The organism is methanotrophic endosymbiont of Bathymodiolus puteoserpentis (Logatchev) (genome assembly GCF_900128525.1).
Taxonomy (GTDB): domain Bacteria; phylum Pseudomonadota; class Gammaproteobacteria; order Methylococcales; family Methylomonadaceae; genus Methyloprofundus.
Genome location: NZ_FQTQ01000016.1, coordinates 12,988 through 27,758, shown reverse-complemented (window position 1 = coordinate 27,758; position 14,771 = coordinate 12,988). Strand labels below are relative to the sequence as shown.

General features: G+C 39.2%; 13 protein-coding genes, 3 tRNA genes and 1 pseudogene. 8 read left to right on the top strand and 9 right to left on the bottom strand.

Translation table 11 applies throughout. The annotated features are described in order from the left end of the window. Nucleotides 1-175: 175 nt before the first annotated feature. Complete coding sequence (folP, locus tag BQ7314_RS01090) at nucleotides 176-1,000, bottom strand: dihydropteroate synthase (RefSeq protein WP_174481860.1); 825 nt, start codon at nucleotides 998-1,000, stop codon at nucleotides 176-178. Between the two features lie 142 nt (nucleotides 1,001-1,142). Between folP and BQ7314_RS01085 the strand changes: the two genes are divergently transcribed. The 4 genes from BQ7314_RS01085 to BQ7314_RS01070 are packed head-to-tail and all read left to right on the top strand — an operon-like array spanning nucleotide 1,143 to nucleotide 4,301. Continuing rightward, entirely contained in the window at nucleotides 1,143-1,679 is a 537-nt protein-coding gene (locus BQ7314_RS01085; protein ID WP_174481859.1) for a flavoprotein, read from the top strand. After that, complete coding sequence (locus tag BQ7314_RS01080) at nucleotides 1,676-3,064, top strand: DUF6513 domain-containing protein (protein ID WP_174481858.1); 1,389 nt, start codon at nucleotides 1,676-1,678, stop codon at nucleotides 3,062-3,064. Before BQ7314_RS01085 ends, BQ7314_RS01080 begins: the two co-directional genes overlap by 4 nt. Continuing rightward, on the top strand, nucleotides 3,061-3,627 hold the full coding sequence (locus tag BQ7314_RS01075) for a DUF447 domain-containing protein (RefSeq protein ID WP_174481857.1): 567 nt from the start codon (nucleotides 3,061-3,063) through the stop codon (nucleotides 3,625-3,627). Before BQ7314_RS01080 ends, BQ7314_RS01075 begins: the two co-directional genes overlap by 4 nt. After that, nucleotides 3,624-4,301 (top strand): (5-formylfuran-3-yl)methyl phosphate synthase, encoded by a 678-nt coding sequence (locus tag BQ7314_RS01070; protein ID WP_174481856.1) that lies wholly within the window; start codon nucleotides 3,624-3,626, stop codon nucleotides 4,299-4,301. The genes BQ7314_RS01075 and BQ7314_RS01070 overlap by 4 nt, the downstream gene beginning before the upstream one ends. Before the next feature lie 107 nt (nucleotides 4,302-4,408). On the opposite strand, the gene BQ7314_RS01065 is transcribed toward BQ7314_RS01070, so the two are convergent. Together BQ7314_RS01065 and BQ7314_RS01060 are read right to left on the bottom strand one after the other, a co-directional pair. After that, on the bottom strand, nucleotides 4,409-5,590 hold the full coding sequence (locus tag BQ7314_RS01065) for an alginate export family protein (RefSeq protein ID WP_217423811.1): 1,182 nt from the start codon (nucleotides 5,588-5,590) through the stop codon (nucleotides 4,409-4,411). Between the two features lie 86 nt (nucleotides 5,591-5,676). Next, entirely contained in the window at nucleotides 5,677-6,279 is a 603-nt protein-coding gene (locus tag BQ7314_RS01060) for an OmpA family protein (RefSeq protein ID WP_174481854.1), read from the bottom strand. Nucleotides 6,280-6,585: 306 nt separating this feature from the next. On the opposite strand from BQ7314_RS01060, the gene glnA reads away from it, so the two are divergent. From glnA to ntrC, 3 genes are all read left to right on the top strand, one after another. Further along, the gene (gene glnA, locus BQ7314_RS01055; RefSeq protein ID WP_174481853.1) at nucleotides 6,586-7,995 is read left to right on the top strand and encodes a glutamate--ammonia ligase; all 1,410 of its coding nucleotides are present in this window, start codon (nucleotides 6,586-6,588) and stop codon (nucleotides 7,993-7,995) included. A 424-nt stretch (nucleotides 7,996-8,419) separates the two neighbouring features. Then, nucleotides 8,420-9,472, top strand: a complete 1,053-nt coding sequence (gene glnL, locus BQ7314_RS01050) for a nitrogen regulation protein NR(II) (protein WP_174481863.1) — start codon at nucleotides 8,420-8,422, stop codon at nucleotides 9,470-9,472. Next, on the top strand, nucleotides 9,465-10,892 hold the full coding sequence (ntrC, locus tag BQ7314_RS01045; RefSeq protein WP_174481852.1) for a nitrogen regulation protein NR(I): 1,428 nt from the start codon (nucleotides 9,465-9,467) through the stop codon (nucleotides 10,890-10,892). Before glnL ends, ntrC begins: the two co-directional genes overlap by 8 nt. 261 nt (nucleotides 10,893-11,153) lie before the next feature. Here the strand turns inward: ntrC and BQ7314_RS01040 are convergent, their stop codons facing one another. Beyond that, nucleotides 11,154-11,927 (bottom strand): alpha/beta fold hydrolase, encoded by a 774-nt coding sequence (locus BQ7314_RS01040; RefSeq protein ID WP_174481851.1) that lies wholly within the window; start codon nucleotides 11,925-11,927, stop codon nucleotides 11,154-11,156. Continuing rightward, entirely contained in the window at nucleotides 11,920-12,348 is a 429-nt protein-coding gene (locus BQ7314_RS01035; protein WP_174481862.1) for a secondary thiamine-phosphate synthase enzyme YjbQ, read from the bottom strand. Before BQ7314_RS01035 ends, BQ7314_RS01040 begins: the two co-directional genes overlap by 8 nt. 324 nt (nucleotides 12,349-12,672) lie before the next feature. On the opposite strand from BQ7314_RS01035, the pseudogene BQ7314_RS01030 reads away from it, so the two are divergent. Continuing rightward, nucleotides 12,673-13,706: pseudogene (locus tag BQ7314_RS01030) on the top strand (tyrosine-type recombinase/integrase). Between the two features lie 14 nt (nucleotides 13,707-13,720). On the opposite strand, the gene BQ7314_RS01025 reads toward BQ7314_RS01030, so the two are convergent. The 4 genes from BQ7314_RS01025 to fchA all read right to left on the bottom strand — a co-directional run bounded on the left by BQ7314_RS01025 (nucleotide 13,721) and on the right by fchA (nucleotide 14,716). Next, nucleotides 13,721-13,796: transfer RNA gene (locus BQ7314_RS01025), tRNA-His, on the bottom strand. Nucleotides 13,797-13,821: 25 nt separating this feature from the next. Continuing rightward, nucleotides 13,822-13,898: transfer RNA gene (locus BQ7314_RS01020), tRNA-Arg, on the bottom strand. Between the two features lie 5 nt (nucleotides 13,899-13,903). Then, nucleotides 13,904-13,980 (bottom strand) — tRNA-Pro (locus BQ7314_RS01015). 106 nt (nucleotides 13,981-14,086) lie between these two features. Then, nucleotides 14,087-14,716, bottom strand: a complete 630-nt coding sequence (gene fchA / locus BQ7314_RS01010) for a methenyltetrahydrofolate cyclohydrolase (protein WP_174481850.1) — start codon at nucleotides 14,714-14,716, stop codon at nucleotides 14,087-14,089. Nucleotides 14,717-14,771: the final 55 nt, after the last annotated feature.

The following is a 14,771-nucleotide window of genomic DNA, read 5'->3' as shown; positions in this document are numbered from 1 at the left end:
AGGGTTTTAAAGAGTCAATGCGAATTGTATTTGATGAGCACCTGAGGCAATGGAATTATACTGCCATTCCTGACGCAACAACTTTATAAGTTGCCTAAGTTATTTCATGCACATTCCTTAAAATTCAAAAGAGCCCTTTTCTATAAGGTAGGAAAAAGTGTACGGTAGTGAATTCTTAGATAGAAGCCTGCTTTATCGCCCATGCCACGTCTGCTGCTTGTTTATTCTCTTGCACATCATGGACACGAAACATTTGCACGCCCTGCATCACACCTAAAGCAGTAGTGACCGCCGTTGCTGTCACTAATTCCATGGGTTCAGTAACGGCACAAATACTGCCCATAAACCGTTTACGACTCGTACCTAATAAAACCGGATAGCCAGTGCTAACAAACTTATCTAAATGTGCTAATAAATCTAAATTATCCTGCTTTCGCTTACCAAAACCAATGCCGGGGTCAATGGCAATATTATGCTTTTTCACACCTGCCGCTAATGCTTGTTCAATTCGTGCTTGTAAATGCGTTAACACCTCACTTACCACATCCTCATAATAAGGTTCCTGTTGCATAGTTTTCGGCTGACCTTTGATATGCATCAAGATAATTGGCACATTGCGCTGCGCGGCGACAGAAAATATCCTTTTATCTTGCAAGCCTGCGGAAATATCATTAATTAGCGTTGCCCCCGTATCTAATGCCGCATCTGCTACCGCACTTAAGGTTGTGTCGATACTAATCGCAATACTAGTTGACAATTCTTGGCGTATCGCCGTTATCACCGGTACGACACGTTGTATTTGCTCTTCTGCAGAAACTGGCTCTGCTCCTGGACGCGTCGATTCCCCGCCGATATCAATAATATCTACGCCCTGCTCTATCATTTGTCGCGCCTGTTCTACCGCGCTGGCTGTATCGGCATAATGACCACCATCCGAAAAACTATCAGGGGTGACATTAAGAATGCCCATAATTAAAGGATGAGTTAGATTATTAAACATAAGGTCTTTGCTCTTACAAAATTTATTAAGAAATACGCCAATATGCCGGGGCAGCGTATATAATAAGCGGTTATTTAACCAAAGCTCAGAAGAGTACAGGGCCTTATCGCTCTTCCTCGCTATACTTATTATACAGATAGTTATGACTTCACCGCGTATTGCATGGGCCGTTACTGGCTCCGGACACTATATTGAAGAATGTATAGAGTTTATGCTGACTTTAGATAATGTCGATTTATATTTAAGCCAAGCGGGAGAAGAAGTACTAAAAATGTATGGCATTCAGATTAACGATTTACGCGATCGCGTGCATATTTACCGTGATAAAGCGGCCTCTGCTCCACCGGTTGGTTTATTTTATAAAGGCTATTATCATACCTTGGTTGTCGCACCAACAACCTCTAATACCGTTGCAAAATGTGTACTAGGCATTGCTGATTCATTAGTCACTAACCTTTATTCACAAGCTGGAAAATGCCGTATTCCTAATATTGTTTACCCTTGCGATATTGCCCCAGAAATGAAAACAACGGCTCCCGGAGGAGAAGTAATGGTTTATCCACGTAAGATCGACCTAGAAGCAACCGATAAATTACGTACCATTGAATACACAACCGTTGTCGAAAGTGTCGATGAACTGACTATTGCCGTACAACAACGACTTGCCTCACTAACATGAGTGAACATATCTTATTTTTAACCGGTAAATTAGCGGAAAAGCAATTGCATCAGATTTTAACAAAGATGCAGCCGGAATTTACTTATACGGTACATCACCTTAGCGTTACAGTGGCCGCCCTTATGACTGCAGACATGATTGGCCGTCGTCTAAAAGACACCTTCAATGCCGACCGTATCATGGTTCCTGGACGTTGCCGTGGCGATTTAGAGGGATTATCAAACCTATTAAACACCCCTGTTGAGCGCGGCCCTGATGAATTAAAAGATCTCCCACTTTATTTTGGTAAACAAGCACACAAAATTGATCTTAGTCATTACGATGTTAAAATTTTTGCAGAAATTGTTGATGCGCCTAATGTCAGTGTCGATGACGTTGTTAAGCGTGCTTACTATTATAAAGAAAATGGCGCAAACATTATTGATATAGGCTGCTTGCCTGATACCCCATTTGCACATATGGAAGAGGTTATCCGTACGCTCAAACAAGAGGGTTTTTTGGTTAGCATTGATTCTTTAAACACAGATGACTTATTACGTGGTGCACAAGCAGGTGCAGATTACATGCTAAGTTTGCATGAAAGTACGCTATGGGTTGCCGATGAAGTCGATGCCATACCGATTATTATCCCGGAAAAACATACTGACCTGAGCTCTTTAGATAATGTCATTGCCATTTTACAGAGTAAAAACCAGCCCTTTATCGTTGACCCCATTCTTGACCCTTTACATTTTGGTTTTACTGACTCCGTCGTTCGTTATCATGCTGTCCGGAAAAAATATCCTGACATTGAAATGATGATGGGAGTAGGTAATATTACAGAGCTCACCCATGCGGATACCGTAGGTATGAACACCATATTATTAGGTATGTGTTCAGAGCTTGATATTAAGCATATTTTAGCTACAGAAGTGAGTCAGCATGCTTGCCGCGCTATTAAAGAAGCTGATTTAGCGCGGCGTATTATGTATGCGGCCAAAGAAAATAATACCTTACCTAAACATATTGACCCCGGCCTAATGGCTTTACATGAACCATCCCCCTTTCCTTATGCTTTGGATGAAATAAAAGAGTTTGCCGCTCAAGTCAAAGATCCAAGTTTCCGTATTCAAATTAGTAGCGAAGGGGTACATATTTATAACCGCGAAGGCTTGCACAGTGCTATAGACCCCTTTGATTTATACCCTAAACTAAGTGTTGAAGAGGATGCTGGACATGCTTTTTATTTAGGTGTCGAACTAGCGCGCGCAGAAACTGCATGGCAATTAGGTAAACGCTTTAACCAAGATCAATCTTTAGATTGGGGCTGTGCTGCAAAAATTAACGAACCAACCGTTGATTTACATACGTTCAAACCCGCTGGAACCACATTTAAAAAATCATGATTCAAGAAACTATTGTAACCACGCAAAATAGCACAGGCGAAACACATATTGCCCCTATGGGCATTCATGTGGCAGGTGATGAATTTGTTATTCTTCCCTTCAAGCCATCAATCACTTTAGATAATATTTTGGCTAATAAAAGCGCCATTATTAATTACACAGATGATGTACGAATTTTTGCCGGCAGTCTAACAGGTCATCTTGATTGGCCTTTAAAAAAAGCTAAAAAAGTGAAGGGTTATTTTTTAGAAAATTCTTTAGCGCATTGCGAAGTCGAATTAACTCATGTGGAAGATGACCCCGTGCGCCCTAAATTATTCTGCCGTGCTATTCAGCGAGTAACTCATGCCCCTTTTGCTGGTTTTAATCGCGCCCAATTTTCAGTTTTAGAAGCTGCCATCTTATTAAGCCGTATTACCCGCTTATCGCCAGCAAAAATCCACACGGAGCTAGAATATTTGCATATTGGTTTTAATAAAACAGCAGGGCCACACGAAAGAGAAGCCTGGGGTTGGGTGACTAAAGCCATCGAGCAAAAATTAAGAGAGTTACAAGCACAATGAATAAAATGCTCGCCAGCGTTAATAGTATTAATGAAGCACTTATCGCACAACAAGCTAAAGTGGATATTATCGATTTAAAACAACCGACACGCGGTGCTTTAGGCGCTTTGGATATTGCCGATATCCAAGCCATCGTTACTGCACTTGAAAAGAAGGCTCTTATTAGCGCAACTGTCGGCGACTTACCCATGCAGGCAGAACTTATTTTTAGTGCTGTAGAAAAAATGGCCGAGACGGGTGTGGATTATATAAAAATTGGCTTTTTCCCTAGTAGTAACTGGGCACCGATTATCAAAAATTTACAAATTCTAGCGCAACGCGGTTTAAACTTAATCGCCGTATTATTTGCCGACCAGCAACCAAACTTCAATAATATTCCATTATTTTCAGAGGCAGGGTTTAACGGTGTTATGCTCGATACTATGGATAAAACTAAAGGCTCATTAACACAAGTTATGCCACTGGAAACCATTCAAGCGTTTGTTAAATCAACAAAGCAGCAGCAATTACTTTGCGGACTTGCAGGTTCTTTACGGGAAGCTGATATTGCTATGCTGCTGCCTTTACAAGCTGATTATTTAGGTTTTAGAGGCGCTTTATGTGTTAATCATCAGCGTACGGCGAAGCTGGACTTAGACTCTTTATTGCAAATTAAAGCGGCTATCAAGAATTAAATTTTTTACTATTTCTTATCAGTAAAACTAATTTACTCTAACAGCCTCCCCCTTCTGAAGGAGGCTTTTAATTATTAGTGCATAGGTCGCTCTATATCATTCCGCAACTAAAAACTAATACTTCCCTGTAGCCAAATTTTCTGAGTATTTTTATCCACACCCACTGTTTGCGCCACTAAAGAATTATCTGCATCATAATAAGCATACTTAGCTAAAACTTGGTAATGCTCACCAAAATTCTTAGAAATCAAAAAATCATACTCATCGCCATAGTAGCCATGCCCATATGAGTCCGTAAAAGAATGATAAGCAAACAAAAAGTCAATACCATAAAATTCTTTATTAATAGTCGCTTGAATATCTCGCACACCTGTTGCTGGAGTGACTAAAAACTGATCTGCCCACCCTTGATAGCCATGATTCGAACCTAGCGGTGTCTGAAATGCATAAATGCCATTGCCATCTAATATCTCCATGCCCGTCTTAAAGGTTACTCCCGAATAAGCAATGCCTAACAAAATATTGTATCGATCTAATTGGAAGTTTCCTGGATTGTTCTCGTAGTTTGATTGGTTACTATAAGCAACATCGTAAGTTAAGCTTATATCATTTTTCAACTTAGGTGCGCCATGCAGGCGCACGCCATAAGTTTGACTAGAATTGGTTGACTGATCATAATCTGCAAGCCAATAAGCATAACCCGTTAAAGTACTGGACTTACCAAATTTATAGGTAAAATTTAACAAAGGCATTTGCAAGTTATGATAGACCGAAGTTGTATTTAATACACCACCTATATAGGCAAAATTTAGCGTTAAATTGTTGATATAATAATTACTAATCAATAATGAATCAAAAGTTTGTTCCATTTTCTGCCAATCATTAGCACCCACAAATCGTTGATTATCTAGGTTAATTGTTTGTCGCCCCCCCTTAATCAAGGTATCAGCAATGCCCGTAAAACTTATCCAGAACTGGTTTAACTCTTGCCCCTCTGGATCAGCAACTGTTTCATACCCCGTATTACCATTTCGTGTACTATTGTAATCCTCCTGCATGGCTAAATTGCCTTCATACTCAATATATGACTGAAAATGATAAAGTTCAGGAGTTAAGTACCCCAATCTTAAGCGTAGCGTATTCGCATTAGCCGTTTTAATAGATACACTATTATCAACATGAACATTTTGATAACGATAGCGTAAATCAAATTTTATCTGCCCGTACTTACCTGCATCACCTAAATTAAGCGCATTCTCTATTGCCCTCTCTAACGCAAATACTGACATAGGCATAAGCATACAACACAAAAAAAACCATAACTTATGCATAATTTTAGGCGATACTTTTTTACCTAACATGAATCCATACATCCTTATTTTTCTACTGCAGCTGCGGGCTGATTAATGGTTATTTGCAGTGTAATCCTTCGGTTTAAGGCACGCTCTAATGTCGTTTCAGCGTCTTTAATTAATGGATCATTATCAGATACACCTTGGTAACTTAAGCGCCCCGAAGAAACGCCACTATGAATAAAATAATCATAAATCGCCTTTCCTCTTTGTTCTGAAAGTCGTTGATTAACCTCAGGATTACCTTTTGAATCAGAATGACCAAGCACTAAAATAGACGTATATTTATATTCTTTTAGTACCGGTGAAATTGCATCTAAAATACTATGCAAATTCCAATTAATACTGGCAGAGTTAGGACCAAAGCCGATATTTCCTGGAATATTTAAGGTCAAAGTATGTTCTTGTATATCTGTTTCAATACCTTTTCCCTCCAGCCTACTATGCAATAAAGCATCCTGTTCTAATAAATACTGTTTTTCATCCATTCCAGCCAAAGGACCAAAGGCGACTAACCCTGGCTTGGCCGATAAGCCTTTATAGTCAATAGTTGCAGACTTGTCTGGGGACATCTGACATGCAGTGATTAAAAAAACACAAGAAGTAAACAGGGTTAATCGTTTCATTTTTCGCGCCCATTGTAGAAAATAAAAACCAATGATAACAAAATAATTTAGTTTTAATGTATTCTATATCACCTTAACTTTAATACTTATGCAGAAACGCACAAATATGGTGCAAAAAATCAAGGAAAAATAACAATTTCATTTAAAATCAACAAATTAAATAATGGTATATTTTGTGCTTATTAAATACTAATTTTATAACACTAAGAATATACGTATTTTTTATTTTTATATTAAAATATGCTATCGTTCGTGTATTCCACATAATGCGGATGTAATAATTATAACTCTCAGGAGAAGTCTTAAATGTCAGTAGATAACGTTCTTAAAATGATTCAAGAAAATGACATCAAATTTGTTGATTTTCGTTTTTGTGATACCCGCGGTAAAGAGCAACACGTAACTTTCCCAGCACACAGTATTGATGAGGATACTTTTGAAGAAGGCAATATGTTTGACGGCTCTTCTGTAGCAGGCTGGAAAGGTATTAACGAATCTGACATGATTCTTATGCCCGATCCATCATCCGCTGTTATTGACCCATTCTTTGATGACAACACATTAATCTTACGTTGCGATATTATCGAGCCTAAAGACATGCAAGGCTACGAACGTGACCCACGCTCAATCGCAAGACGTGCTGAAGCTTATATGGCATCAACAGGTATTGCTGATACTGCTTTCTTTGGCCCTGAGAATGAATTTTTCATCTTTGATGATGTACGTTGGAATACAGATATGGGTAGCTGTAGCTACCAAATTGATTCAGAAGAAGCGGGCTGGAACTCCTCAAAAGTTTATGAAGATGGTAATATTGGTCACCGTCCAGGTGTAAAAGGCGGTTATTTCCCTGTACCTCCCGTTGATTCTTTACAAGACATGCGCTCTGCAATGTGTTTAGTTCTTGAGGAAATGGGCCAAGTTACTGAAGTTCATCACCATGAAGTTGCTACTGCTGGCCAGTGTGAATTAGGCGTTAGGTTTAATACTTTAGTTAAAAAAGCTGATGAAGTACTAGAATTAAAATACGTTGTTGCAAATATTGCTCATGCATACGGCAAAACGGCAACCTTTATGCCTAAACCTATTGTGGGTGACAATGGCAATGGTATGCACGTACACCAATCACTAGCGAAAGATGGCGTCAACCTATTCTCTGGTGATTTATATGGCGGTTTATCTGAAACCGCTTTATTTTATATCGGTGGTATTATTAAACATGCAAAAGCTCTAAACGCATTTGCCAACGCATCAACAAACAGCTACAAGCGCTTAGTTCCAGGCTTTGAAGCTCCAGTAATGCTTGCATATTCAGCACGTAACCGCTCTGCTTCTATTCGTATTCCTTTTGTTAATAACCCAAAAGGTCGCCGTATTGAATTACGTTTTGGTGATTCTACCGCCAATCCTTACCTTTGTTTCGCAGCCATGTTAATGGCAGGCTTAGACGGTATCCAGAATAAAATTCACCCTGGCGACGCGATGGACAAGGATTTATACGACTTACCACCAGAAGAAGAAAAATTAATTCCTCAAGTAGCATTCTCTTTTGATGAAGCATTAAAAGCATTAGATGAAGATCGTGAGTTCTTAACTCGTGGCGGTGTATTTACTGATGATGCAATTGATGGTTATATTGACCTTAAAATGGAAGAAGTTACTCGCCTACGTATGAGCACACACCCTGTAGAGTTTGATATGTACTACAGCTTGTAAGCTAAACGAGTAAAGCCTTTTACCAAGCAGTAGAAGGATGACAATATAAAAGGGCAGCTGATTTATTCAGTTGCCCTTTTTTATGGCTAAAACAAAACCCATCGCACCACAATAGAGCGGAAATCATATAAAAACGCGCCACAATGGAACAACAAGATGACAGCCAGTATCATACTTAGGAATATGCATGAAATAACATCCCGATAATCTAACTGGTATAGCACAACCAATCCGCAGAGAAGCGGCAATGTTTTGGATATTATTGAATTCTGATTCTTTGCTTACCAAATTGGCAGTGTAGCTTAATTTTCTTACCAAGCGTATTTATATTCCCAACCTTTTAAAGCAATAAACTCAATTGATAGTTTATCTTGGCTTGAAAATTGCTTTACTTCAATCAATACCCTCATAAAAGAAAATGACTGTGCAAAACAAAATACTGGACAACGTAACAGTAGCTATTCTACTTTTTAATGCAGACCTAAAGCTAACCTACATTAATACAGCAGGCGAAATATTACTTGGGGACAGCTCAAGACATTTAAAGGGCAAGTTAGCACAATCCTTATTTATGAGCGATCCAAAATTCATTAAGGACTTAGAGAAATCTATATCGCACAATGAAGCCTTTGTAAATCGTGAATTAACTTTACGCATACAAAGCAAGAATATCACCATTAATATTAGTGTTAGCCCTATCATTGAACCCAATAAAGAAACAGAAATCTTAATTGAACTACGACAAATTGATCGCCATATCCGCATCTCCAAAGAAGAACAATTATTAGATCAACAAAATACCTCACGCATGCTAATGCGTGGTTTTGCACATGAAATAAAAAATCCCTTGGGTGGTTTACGTGGCGCAGCACAATTATTAGCACTCGAACTAGAAGACAATGAGCTTGCAGAGTACACCCAAATTATTATTGAAGAAGCTGACCGCATGACATCACTAATGGATAAAATGCTCGGCCCAAATAAAGTCCCAAATAAAGTCTCATTCAACCTACACGAGGCGCTAGAGCGCGTCAGACACCTAGTACAAGCCGAAACTAATGATTCAATTACATTAGTGCGCGATTACGACCCTAGTATCCCTGAATTACAGGCTGATAAAAACCAATTAATTCAAGTATTTTTAAATATTGTACGTAATGCAGCTCAGGCTATTGAAGATAATCATGCAGGAAAAATAATTTTACGCTCCCGTATTCTCAGGCAAATGACCATTGCTGGAAAGCGCCATAAACTGACAGCGAAAATCGACATTATCGACAACGGGGCAGGTATAAAAGCAGAATTTATGAGCCAAATTTTCTACCCTATGATTACCGGGCGTAGTAACGGTACTGGGCTAGGCTTACCCATCGCACAATCCATTATTAACCAATACAATGGCATCATCGAGTGCAGCAGCAACCCCGGTGAAACGATTTTTTCAATTTATATACCCGTAGGAAATGCTAATGACTAACAAATATCATGTATGGATCACTGATGATGATAAATCTATTCGCTGGGTGATTGAAAAAACACTTGCAAAAAATAATATTGCGACACGCAGCTTTGCATCTGCCAATGCATTACTTAAAGCACTTAAAGAGGATACGCCTGACGCTTTAGTGTCTGATATTCGTATGGATGGTATGGATGGCTTAGAGTTACTAGAAAAGCTTCAACATTCGCACCCTAAATTACCCATCATTATTATGACGGCGCATTCTGACTTAGATAGTGCCGTCTCCGCTTTTCACGGCGGAGCCTTTGAATACATACCGAAACCATTTGATATTGAAGAAATGCTAGCTATTGTTATGCGTGCCTGCCTACATAACGAGCAACAGAAGAACAACAAACCAAAAACCAATAAGGAACTACCTGCTCCACCTGAAATTATTGGCGAAGCACCTGCTATGCAAGAAGTATTTCGTGCCATTGGTCGGCTAGCACGCTCGCATATCACCGTCCTTATCAATGGTCAATCAGGAACAGGAAAAGAATTAGTCGCCAAAGCCCTACATCGACATAGTCCACGCACTAAAGAACCTTTTATTGCCTTAAATATGGCGGCTATCCCTAAAGACCTCATGGAGTCAGAATTATTTGGCCATGAAAAAGGCGCTTTTACTGGCGCTAATTCAAGACGTATAGGCCGCTTTGAGCAAGCCAATAATGGTACTTTATTTTTAGATGAAATTGGCGACATGCCAGCAGAATTACAAACGCGACTACTGCGTGTCTTAGCAGATAATGAATTTTATTCAGTAGGTGCCCATACACCCACAAAAGTAAATGTACGTATTATTGCGGCAACACACCAAAACCTTGAAGAATTAGTCGAACAAGGTTTATTTAGAGAAGATTTATTTCATCGCCTCAATGTCATTCGTATTCATATCCCCCCTTTACATGATCGTACTCAAGATATACCCATACTAATGCAACACTTTCTCAGCTTGGCCGCTAAAGAGTTAAGTACTGAGATAAAAATATTAATGCCTGAAGCCGAGTCTTATTTATGCGCTTTACCATGGCCAGGAAATGTACGCCAATTAGAAAACACTTGCCGCTGGCTTACCGTTATGGCAACAGGCCGAGAAATACATTTAGCTGATTTACCTCCTGAATTACTCGCCAAAAAAAAGTCAATCCAGAGCGCTGAAAAATCAATTAACTTAGGAAATAACTGGGAATCAAGCTTAAAATATACAATAGAAGAAAAAATTAAACGAGGGGAAAAAAATATTGCCAAACAGATCATCCCCTTAACTGAAAGGATTTTAATTAAATCAGCTTTAATGCACACACAAGGTCACCGAAATGAAGCAGCCAATCTTTTAGGTTATGGCCGCAACACGCTAACGCGAAAAATCAAAGAATTGGCCATTGAATAGTTGCGCTAAACCCTATTTAGTATGTTCTAGGTCACTGCCATTAAGTTAAGGAATTAGCTCATTGGGGCGCGCCTGCTTTCATAGCTGAAAATAGCAGGCTAAAGCACTGCGCCCCCATATTCTATTGCTATTAACTTAATGACAGTGATGTTCTAGGTAGGTAGTAGCACACTAAATACTTGATATTATTTATTAAGATTTAATGACTTATGAAATCACCGGCAGTGCTACATGCTTTAAAGTTTCGAACCTTACAAAAAGTCAGCTTAAAAAACCATAAACTGCCTGTAAAAATGCTTCAGGTTGCTGTGCATGTATCCAGTGCCCTGCCCCAGGAATAATTTTTATCTGTGCATTAGGAAATAAAGCGTAAACACTTTCCTCTATGACATAATCAGACATTTCCCCGCCCAAAAATAATGTATCACGCGTATAAGCCTGCAATGCTTCCACCTCAGGAAAAGCGATAATATTATCAGCCGTTTTTGCGAAAATACTTAAATCAATACGCCAATGATATTTTCCCTCTTTAAGCACAAGGTTTTGCAGTAAAAACTGCCGAAAACTTTCCTCTGGAATAGAACTAGAAAGCAAATTATCTGCCTGCTTACGATTCGTTAATTGCTCTAAAGGTAACGCTTGTAGAGCAGAAATCAAATTATCAAAGCTATGCCGGTAACTCACTGGCGATATATCCACTATAACTTGCCGATTAATACGCGCAGCATGATGTAAAGCAAACCACATAACCGCCTTCCCTCCCATGCTATGTCCAATGAAGTGAGCGGCTTCTATATTATGCGTATGAAGAAATAACTCAATATCAGCAGACATTTCAGGGTAATCCATTTCTGGCACATGCGGAGACTCGCCATGATTACGCATATCTAATACATAGACATGATAATGCTCAGCTAGCTTTTTAGCTATTTGTCGCCAATTGCGTGAAGAAGCAAAAAAACCATGAATAATTAATAAATCGGGCAATGAAGGTTGACCATATTCTTCAAAATTCAAATGAACAGCTTTAGGCATACTTTTGCCCTGAAATAGTCGCAACAAACTGACGGCTCCCACCATGATTTCGGTGTTCACAAAGATAAATACCCTGCCAAATACCTAAATTTAATTCTCCTTGGCTAATGGGAATATTAAGACTAACACCTAAAATACTACTTTTTAAATGTGCGGGCATATCATCATCACCCTCATAATCATGCTGATAATAAGGTGCTTTTTCTGGTACAAATTGATTAAAATGACTTTCAAAATCTGACCTAACGGTTGGATCAGCATTTTCATTAATTGTGAGAGCAGCGGAAGTATGCTTTATAAATAAATTAAACAGACCATATTCAATTAAACTCAAATCAGGAACTTTACTAACAACATCCTGAGTAATTAAATGAAATCCTCTCGATTTTTCTGTTAAGTTAAATTCTTTTTGTACCCACATACTCATATTACTCACTGATAAATATTAGTCATAAAAAAGTCCCCCTATGCAACCGTTCAACCCAGCTTATTTTAACACTCTCACCAGCCCTCTCCCACTGAAAGAAGGAATTTAATGAGAAAAAGCTAAACGCTCTGTTAGCTTTTAAAAACTATCTTGAAAAACACCGAGCCTGCTGTTGCAGTTTAATGTGTGCATCATGGCTCAATTAATTAATAAGGTTTTGCTCTGTACACGACAAAAAATTAGCAAGTACTCTGTTCACTATAAAAGCCCTTGTTCTCCGAGCTAGGGCGCTGTAAATAAAAGGGGAGATAAACTCACATGTTATTCAAAAGAAAACAAATCTGGTACTACAAATTTATGATTGGTGGAAAAACAATATACCGATCTACTACTAGCACCGCCGATAAAGAAAAAGCTCAAGAAATGGCTGATAAGGTAAAAGCAGTAGCTTGGGGAACAATTAAAGGAGGAGAGCAAGAAAAATATCTCTGGCAACAGGCTGTAGTTAGTTAGATACATACATACAAGAGTCTGATAAAAAGAGCATTGATGATGATAAATCAATTATGCGCTGGCTCTCACAGCACCTAGATAATATCCACCTGCATGAGATTGATAAAGCGCTTATTGAGCGAATTATCACTGCAAAATTAAATGAAGGAGTAAGTAAGTCACGTGTTAATCGGATTACCAGCTTAATCAATACTATTCTAAATAAAGCGATAAAAGAATGGGAGTGGATTAATACTAAGCCTCATATTCGAAAGTTTAAAGAACCAAACATTAGGGTGCGATGGATAACTCAGAATGAGGCAAATAACTTAATTACTCAATTACCTTCTCACCTAGCTGATATGACTCGATTTACATTAGCAACAGGACTAAGAGAGTCGAACGTACTCGAATTAGAATGGAGTCAGATAGATTTACAACGTAGAGTTGCTTGGATTCATCCCGATCAAGCTAAAGCAGGTAAAGCGATCGGAGTGCCTTTAAATGATGATGCTATTGCAGTAATAAAATTACAAATTGGCAAACATAGCGCAAGGATATTTACCTACAAAGGGGTTCCGATAAAAAAAGCAGGCACTGCGGCATGGAGAAAAGCTTTAGTTAGAGCTGGAATTATTAACTTTCGGTGGCATGATTTGAGACACACTTGGGCACGCTGGCATGTACAAAATGGAACACCATTACATATACTGAAAGAGTTAGGAGGATGGAGCAGTTTTGATATGGTTCAACGGTACGCACATTTAGCGCCTGAGCATCTAGCGGAGTACGCTAATAATTCATCGGCTAGTTGCAAAATCGTTGCAGAGGAAAATAAAACAAGACTAAGGGTAGTCTAACTTATTGATATTAATGGGGTGGACGATGGGGCTCGAACCCACGACAACCGGAATCACAATCCGGGACTCTACCAACTGAGCTACGCCCACCATAATGATGTATCTTTAGGAAATATGGTGCGCTTGACAGGAGTCGAACCTGTGACCCTCGGCTTAGAAGGCCGATGCTCTATCCAGCTGAGCTACAAGCGCATAGTTGGTCGGGATAGAGGGATTCGAACCCCCGACATCCTGCTCCCAAAGCAGGCGCGCTACCAAACTGCGCTATATCCCGAACTATTTATAAGCCTTTAAGCTGAATCACTAAGTAGCAATTAACTCCCTAAAGAGCTGACTATTATAACGCCTAATTCTTAACCGTCAACTTTTTATTTAAAAAATTATAATTTATTTTTTACAACTTGGTAAATATTGTCTACCTTTAACTCAGCATCAGATAGAATACTTTCAAGTTCAATAAGTTGCGCATCTGCGAAAGCACGATCTTTTAAACTTGCTGTATTAATATAAACATTCAATGCTGCACTTTTTAAGCCAGCATAAGCCGACATAGCCCCTGCCCCCGCATCACTGATCACATGAACACTTCCTTTTTCTGCTGCTTCCTGACTAAGCTCTATTGCTTCCGCACAAGCTTTAGCACACGCCAAAGGCACCAAAGTTGCCGCTTTTAAAACGACTTGGATTTGTTTGCTACGCGCCGCTTTTTCTTCATCAGTCTCTTTAGGTAGCCCGTAAGCTAGCATTAAGCGATCAAAAACATCCACATCAGCTTTAATCATCTCAGTTAAGCTTGTTCGTAACGCTTCTGATTTAGCTAGTAATGCTTGCATCTGCGTATCAACCTCAATGTACTTTGGCTTCCCAATCGTCAGGTTACAGACCATACTCGTTAACGCGGCCGATTGCGCACCCATCAACGCAGCTACACTACCCCCTCCAGGCGTGGCTGATCGGCTTGCTAATTCATTAAGAAACAGCTCTATCGACTTATCTTTTATTTCACTCATACGTAATTCCTTTCATTATCTAACCCACCTACTAAGCCGAAACCTAAGTACCTGC

Bases quoted from the DNA above. Each gene is read 5' to 3' on its own strand.
- glnA (WP_174481853.1), top strand. From the start codon at position 6,586: ATGTCAGTAGATAACGTTCTTAAAATGATTCAAGAAAATGACATCAAA.
- BQ7314_RS01060 (WP_174481854.1), bottom strand. From the start codon at position 6,279: ATGAAACGATTAACCCTGTTTACTTCTTGTGTTTTTTTAATCACTGCA.
- ntrC (WP_174481852.1), top strand. From the start codon at position 9,465: ATGACTAACAAATATCATGTATGGATCACTGATGATGATAAATCTATT.
- BQ7314_RS01075 (WP_174481857.1), top strand. From the start codon at position 3,061: ATGATTCAAGAAACTATTGTAACCACGCAAAATAGCACAGGCGAAACA.
- BQ7314_RS01080 (WP_174481858.1), top strand. From the start codon at position 1,676: ATGAGTGAACATATCTTATTTTTAACCGGTAAATTAGCGGAAAAGCAA.
- BQ7314_RS01035 (WP_174481862.1), bottom strand. From the start codon at position 12,348: ATGTGGGTACAAAAAGAATTTAACTTAACAGAAAAATCGAGAGGATTT.
- BQ7314_RS01085 (WP_174481859.1), top strand. From the start codon at position 1,143: ATGACTTCACCGCGTATTGCATGGGCCGTTACTGGCTCCGGACACTAT.
- BQ7314_RS01070 (WP_174481856.1), top strand. From the start codon at position 3,624: ATGAATAAAATGCTCGCCAGCGTTAATAGTATTAATGAAGCACTTATC.
- fchA (WP_174481850.1), bottom strand. From the start codon at position 14,716: ATGAGTGAAATAAAAGATAAGTCGATAGAGCTGTTTCTTAATGAATTA.
- BQ7314_RS01040 (WP_174481851.1), bottom strand. From the start codon at position 11,927: ATGCCTAAAGCTGTTCATTTGAATTTTGAAGAATATGGTCAACCTTCA.
- folP (WP_174481860.1), bottom strand. From the start codon at position 1,000: ATGTTTAATAATCTAACTCATCCTTTAATTATGGGCATTCTTAATGTC.
- BQ7314_RS01065 (WP_217423811.1), bottom strand. From the start codon at position 5,590: ATGTCAGTATTTGCGTTAGAGAGGGCAATAGAGAATGCGCTTAATTTA.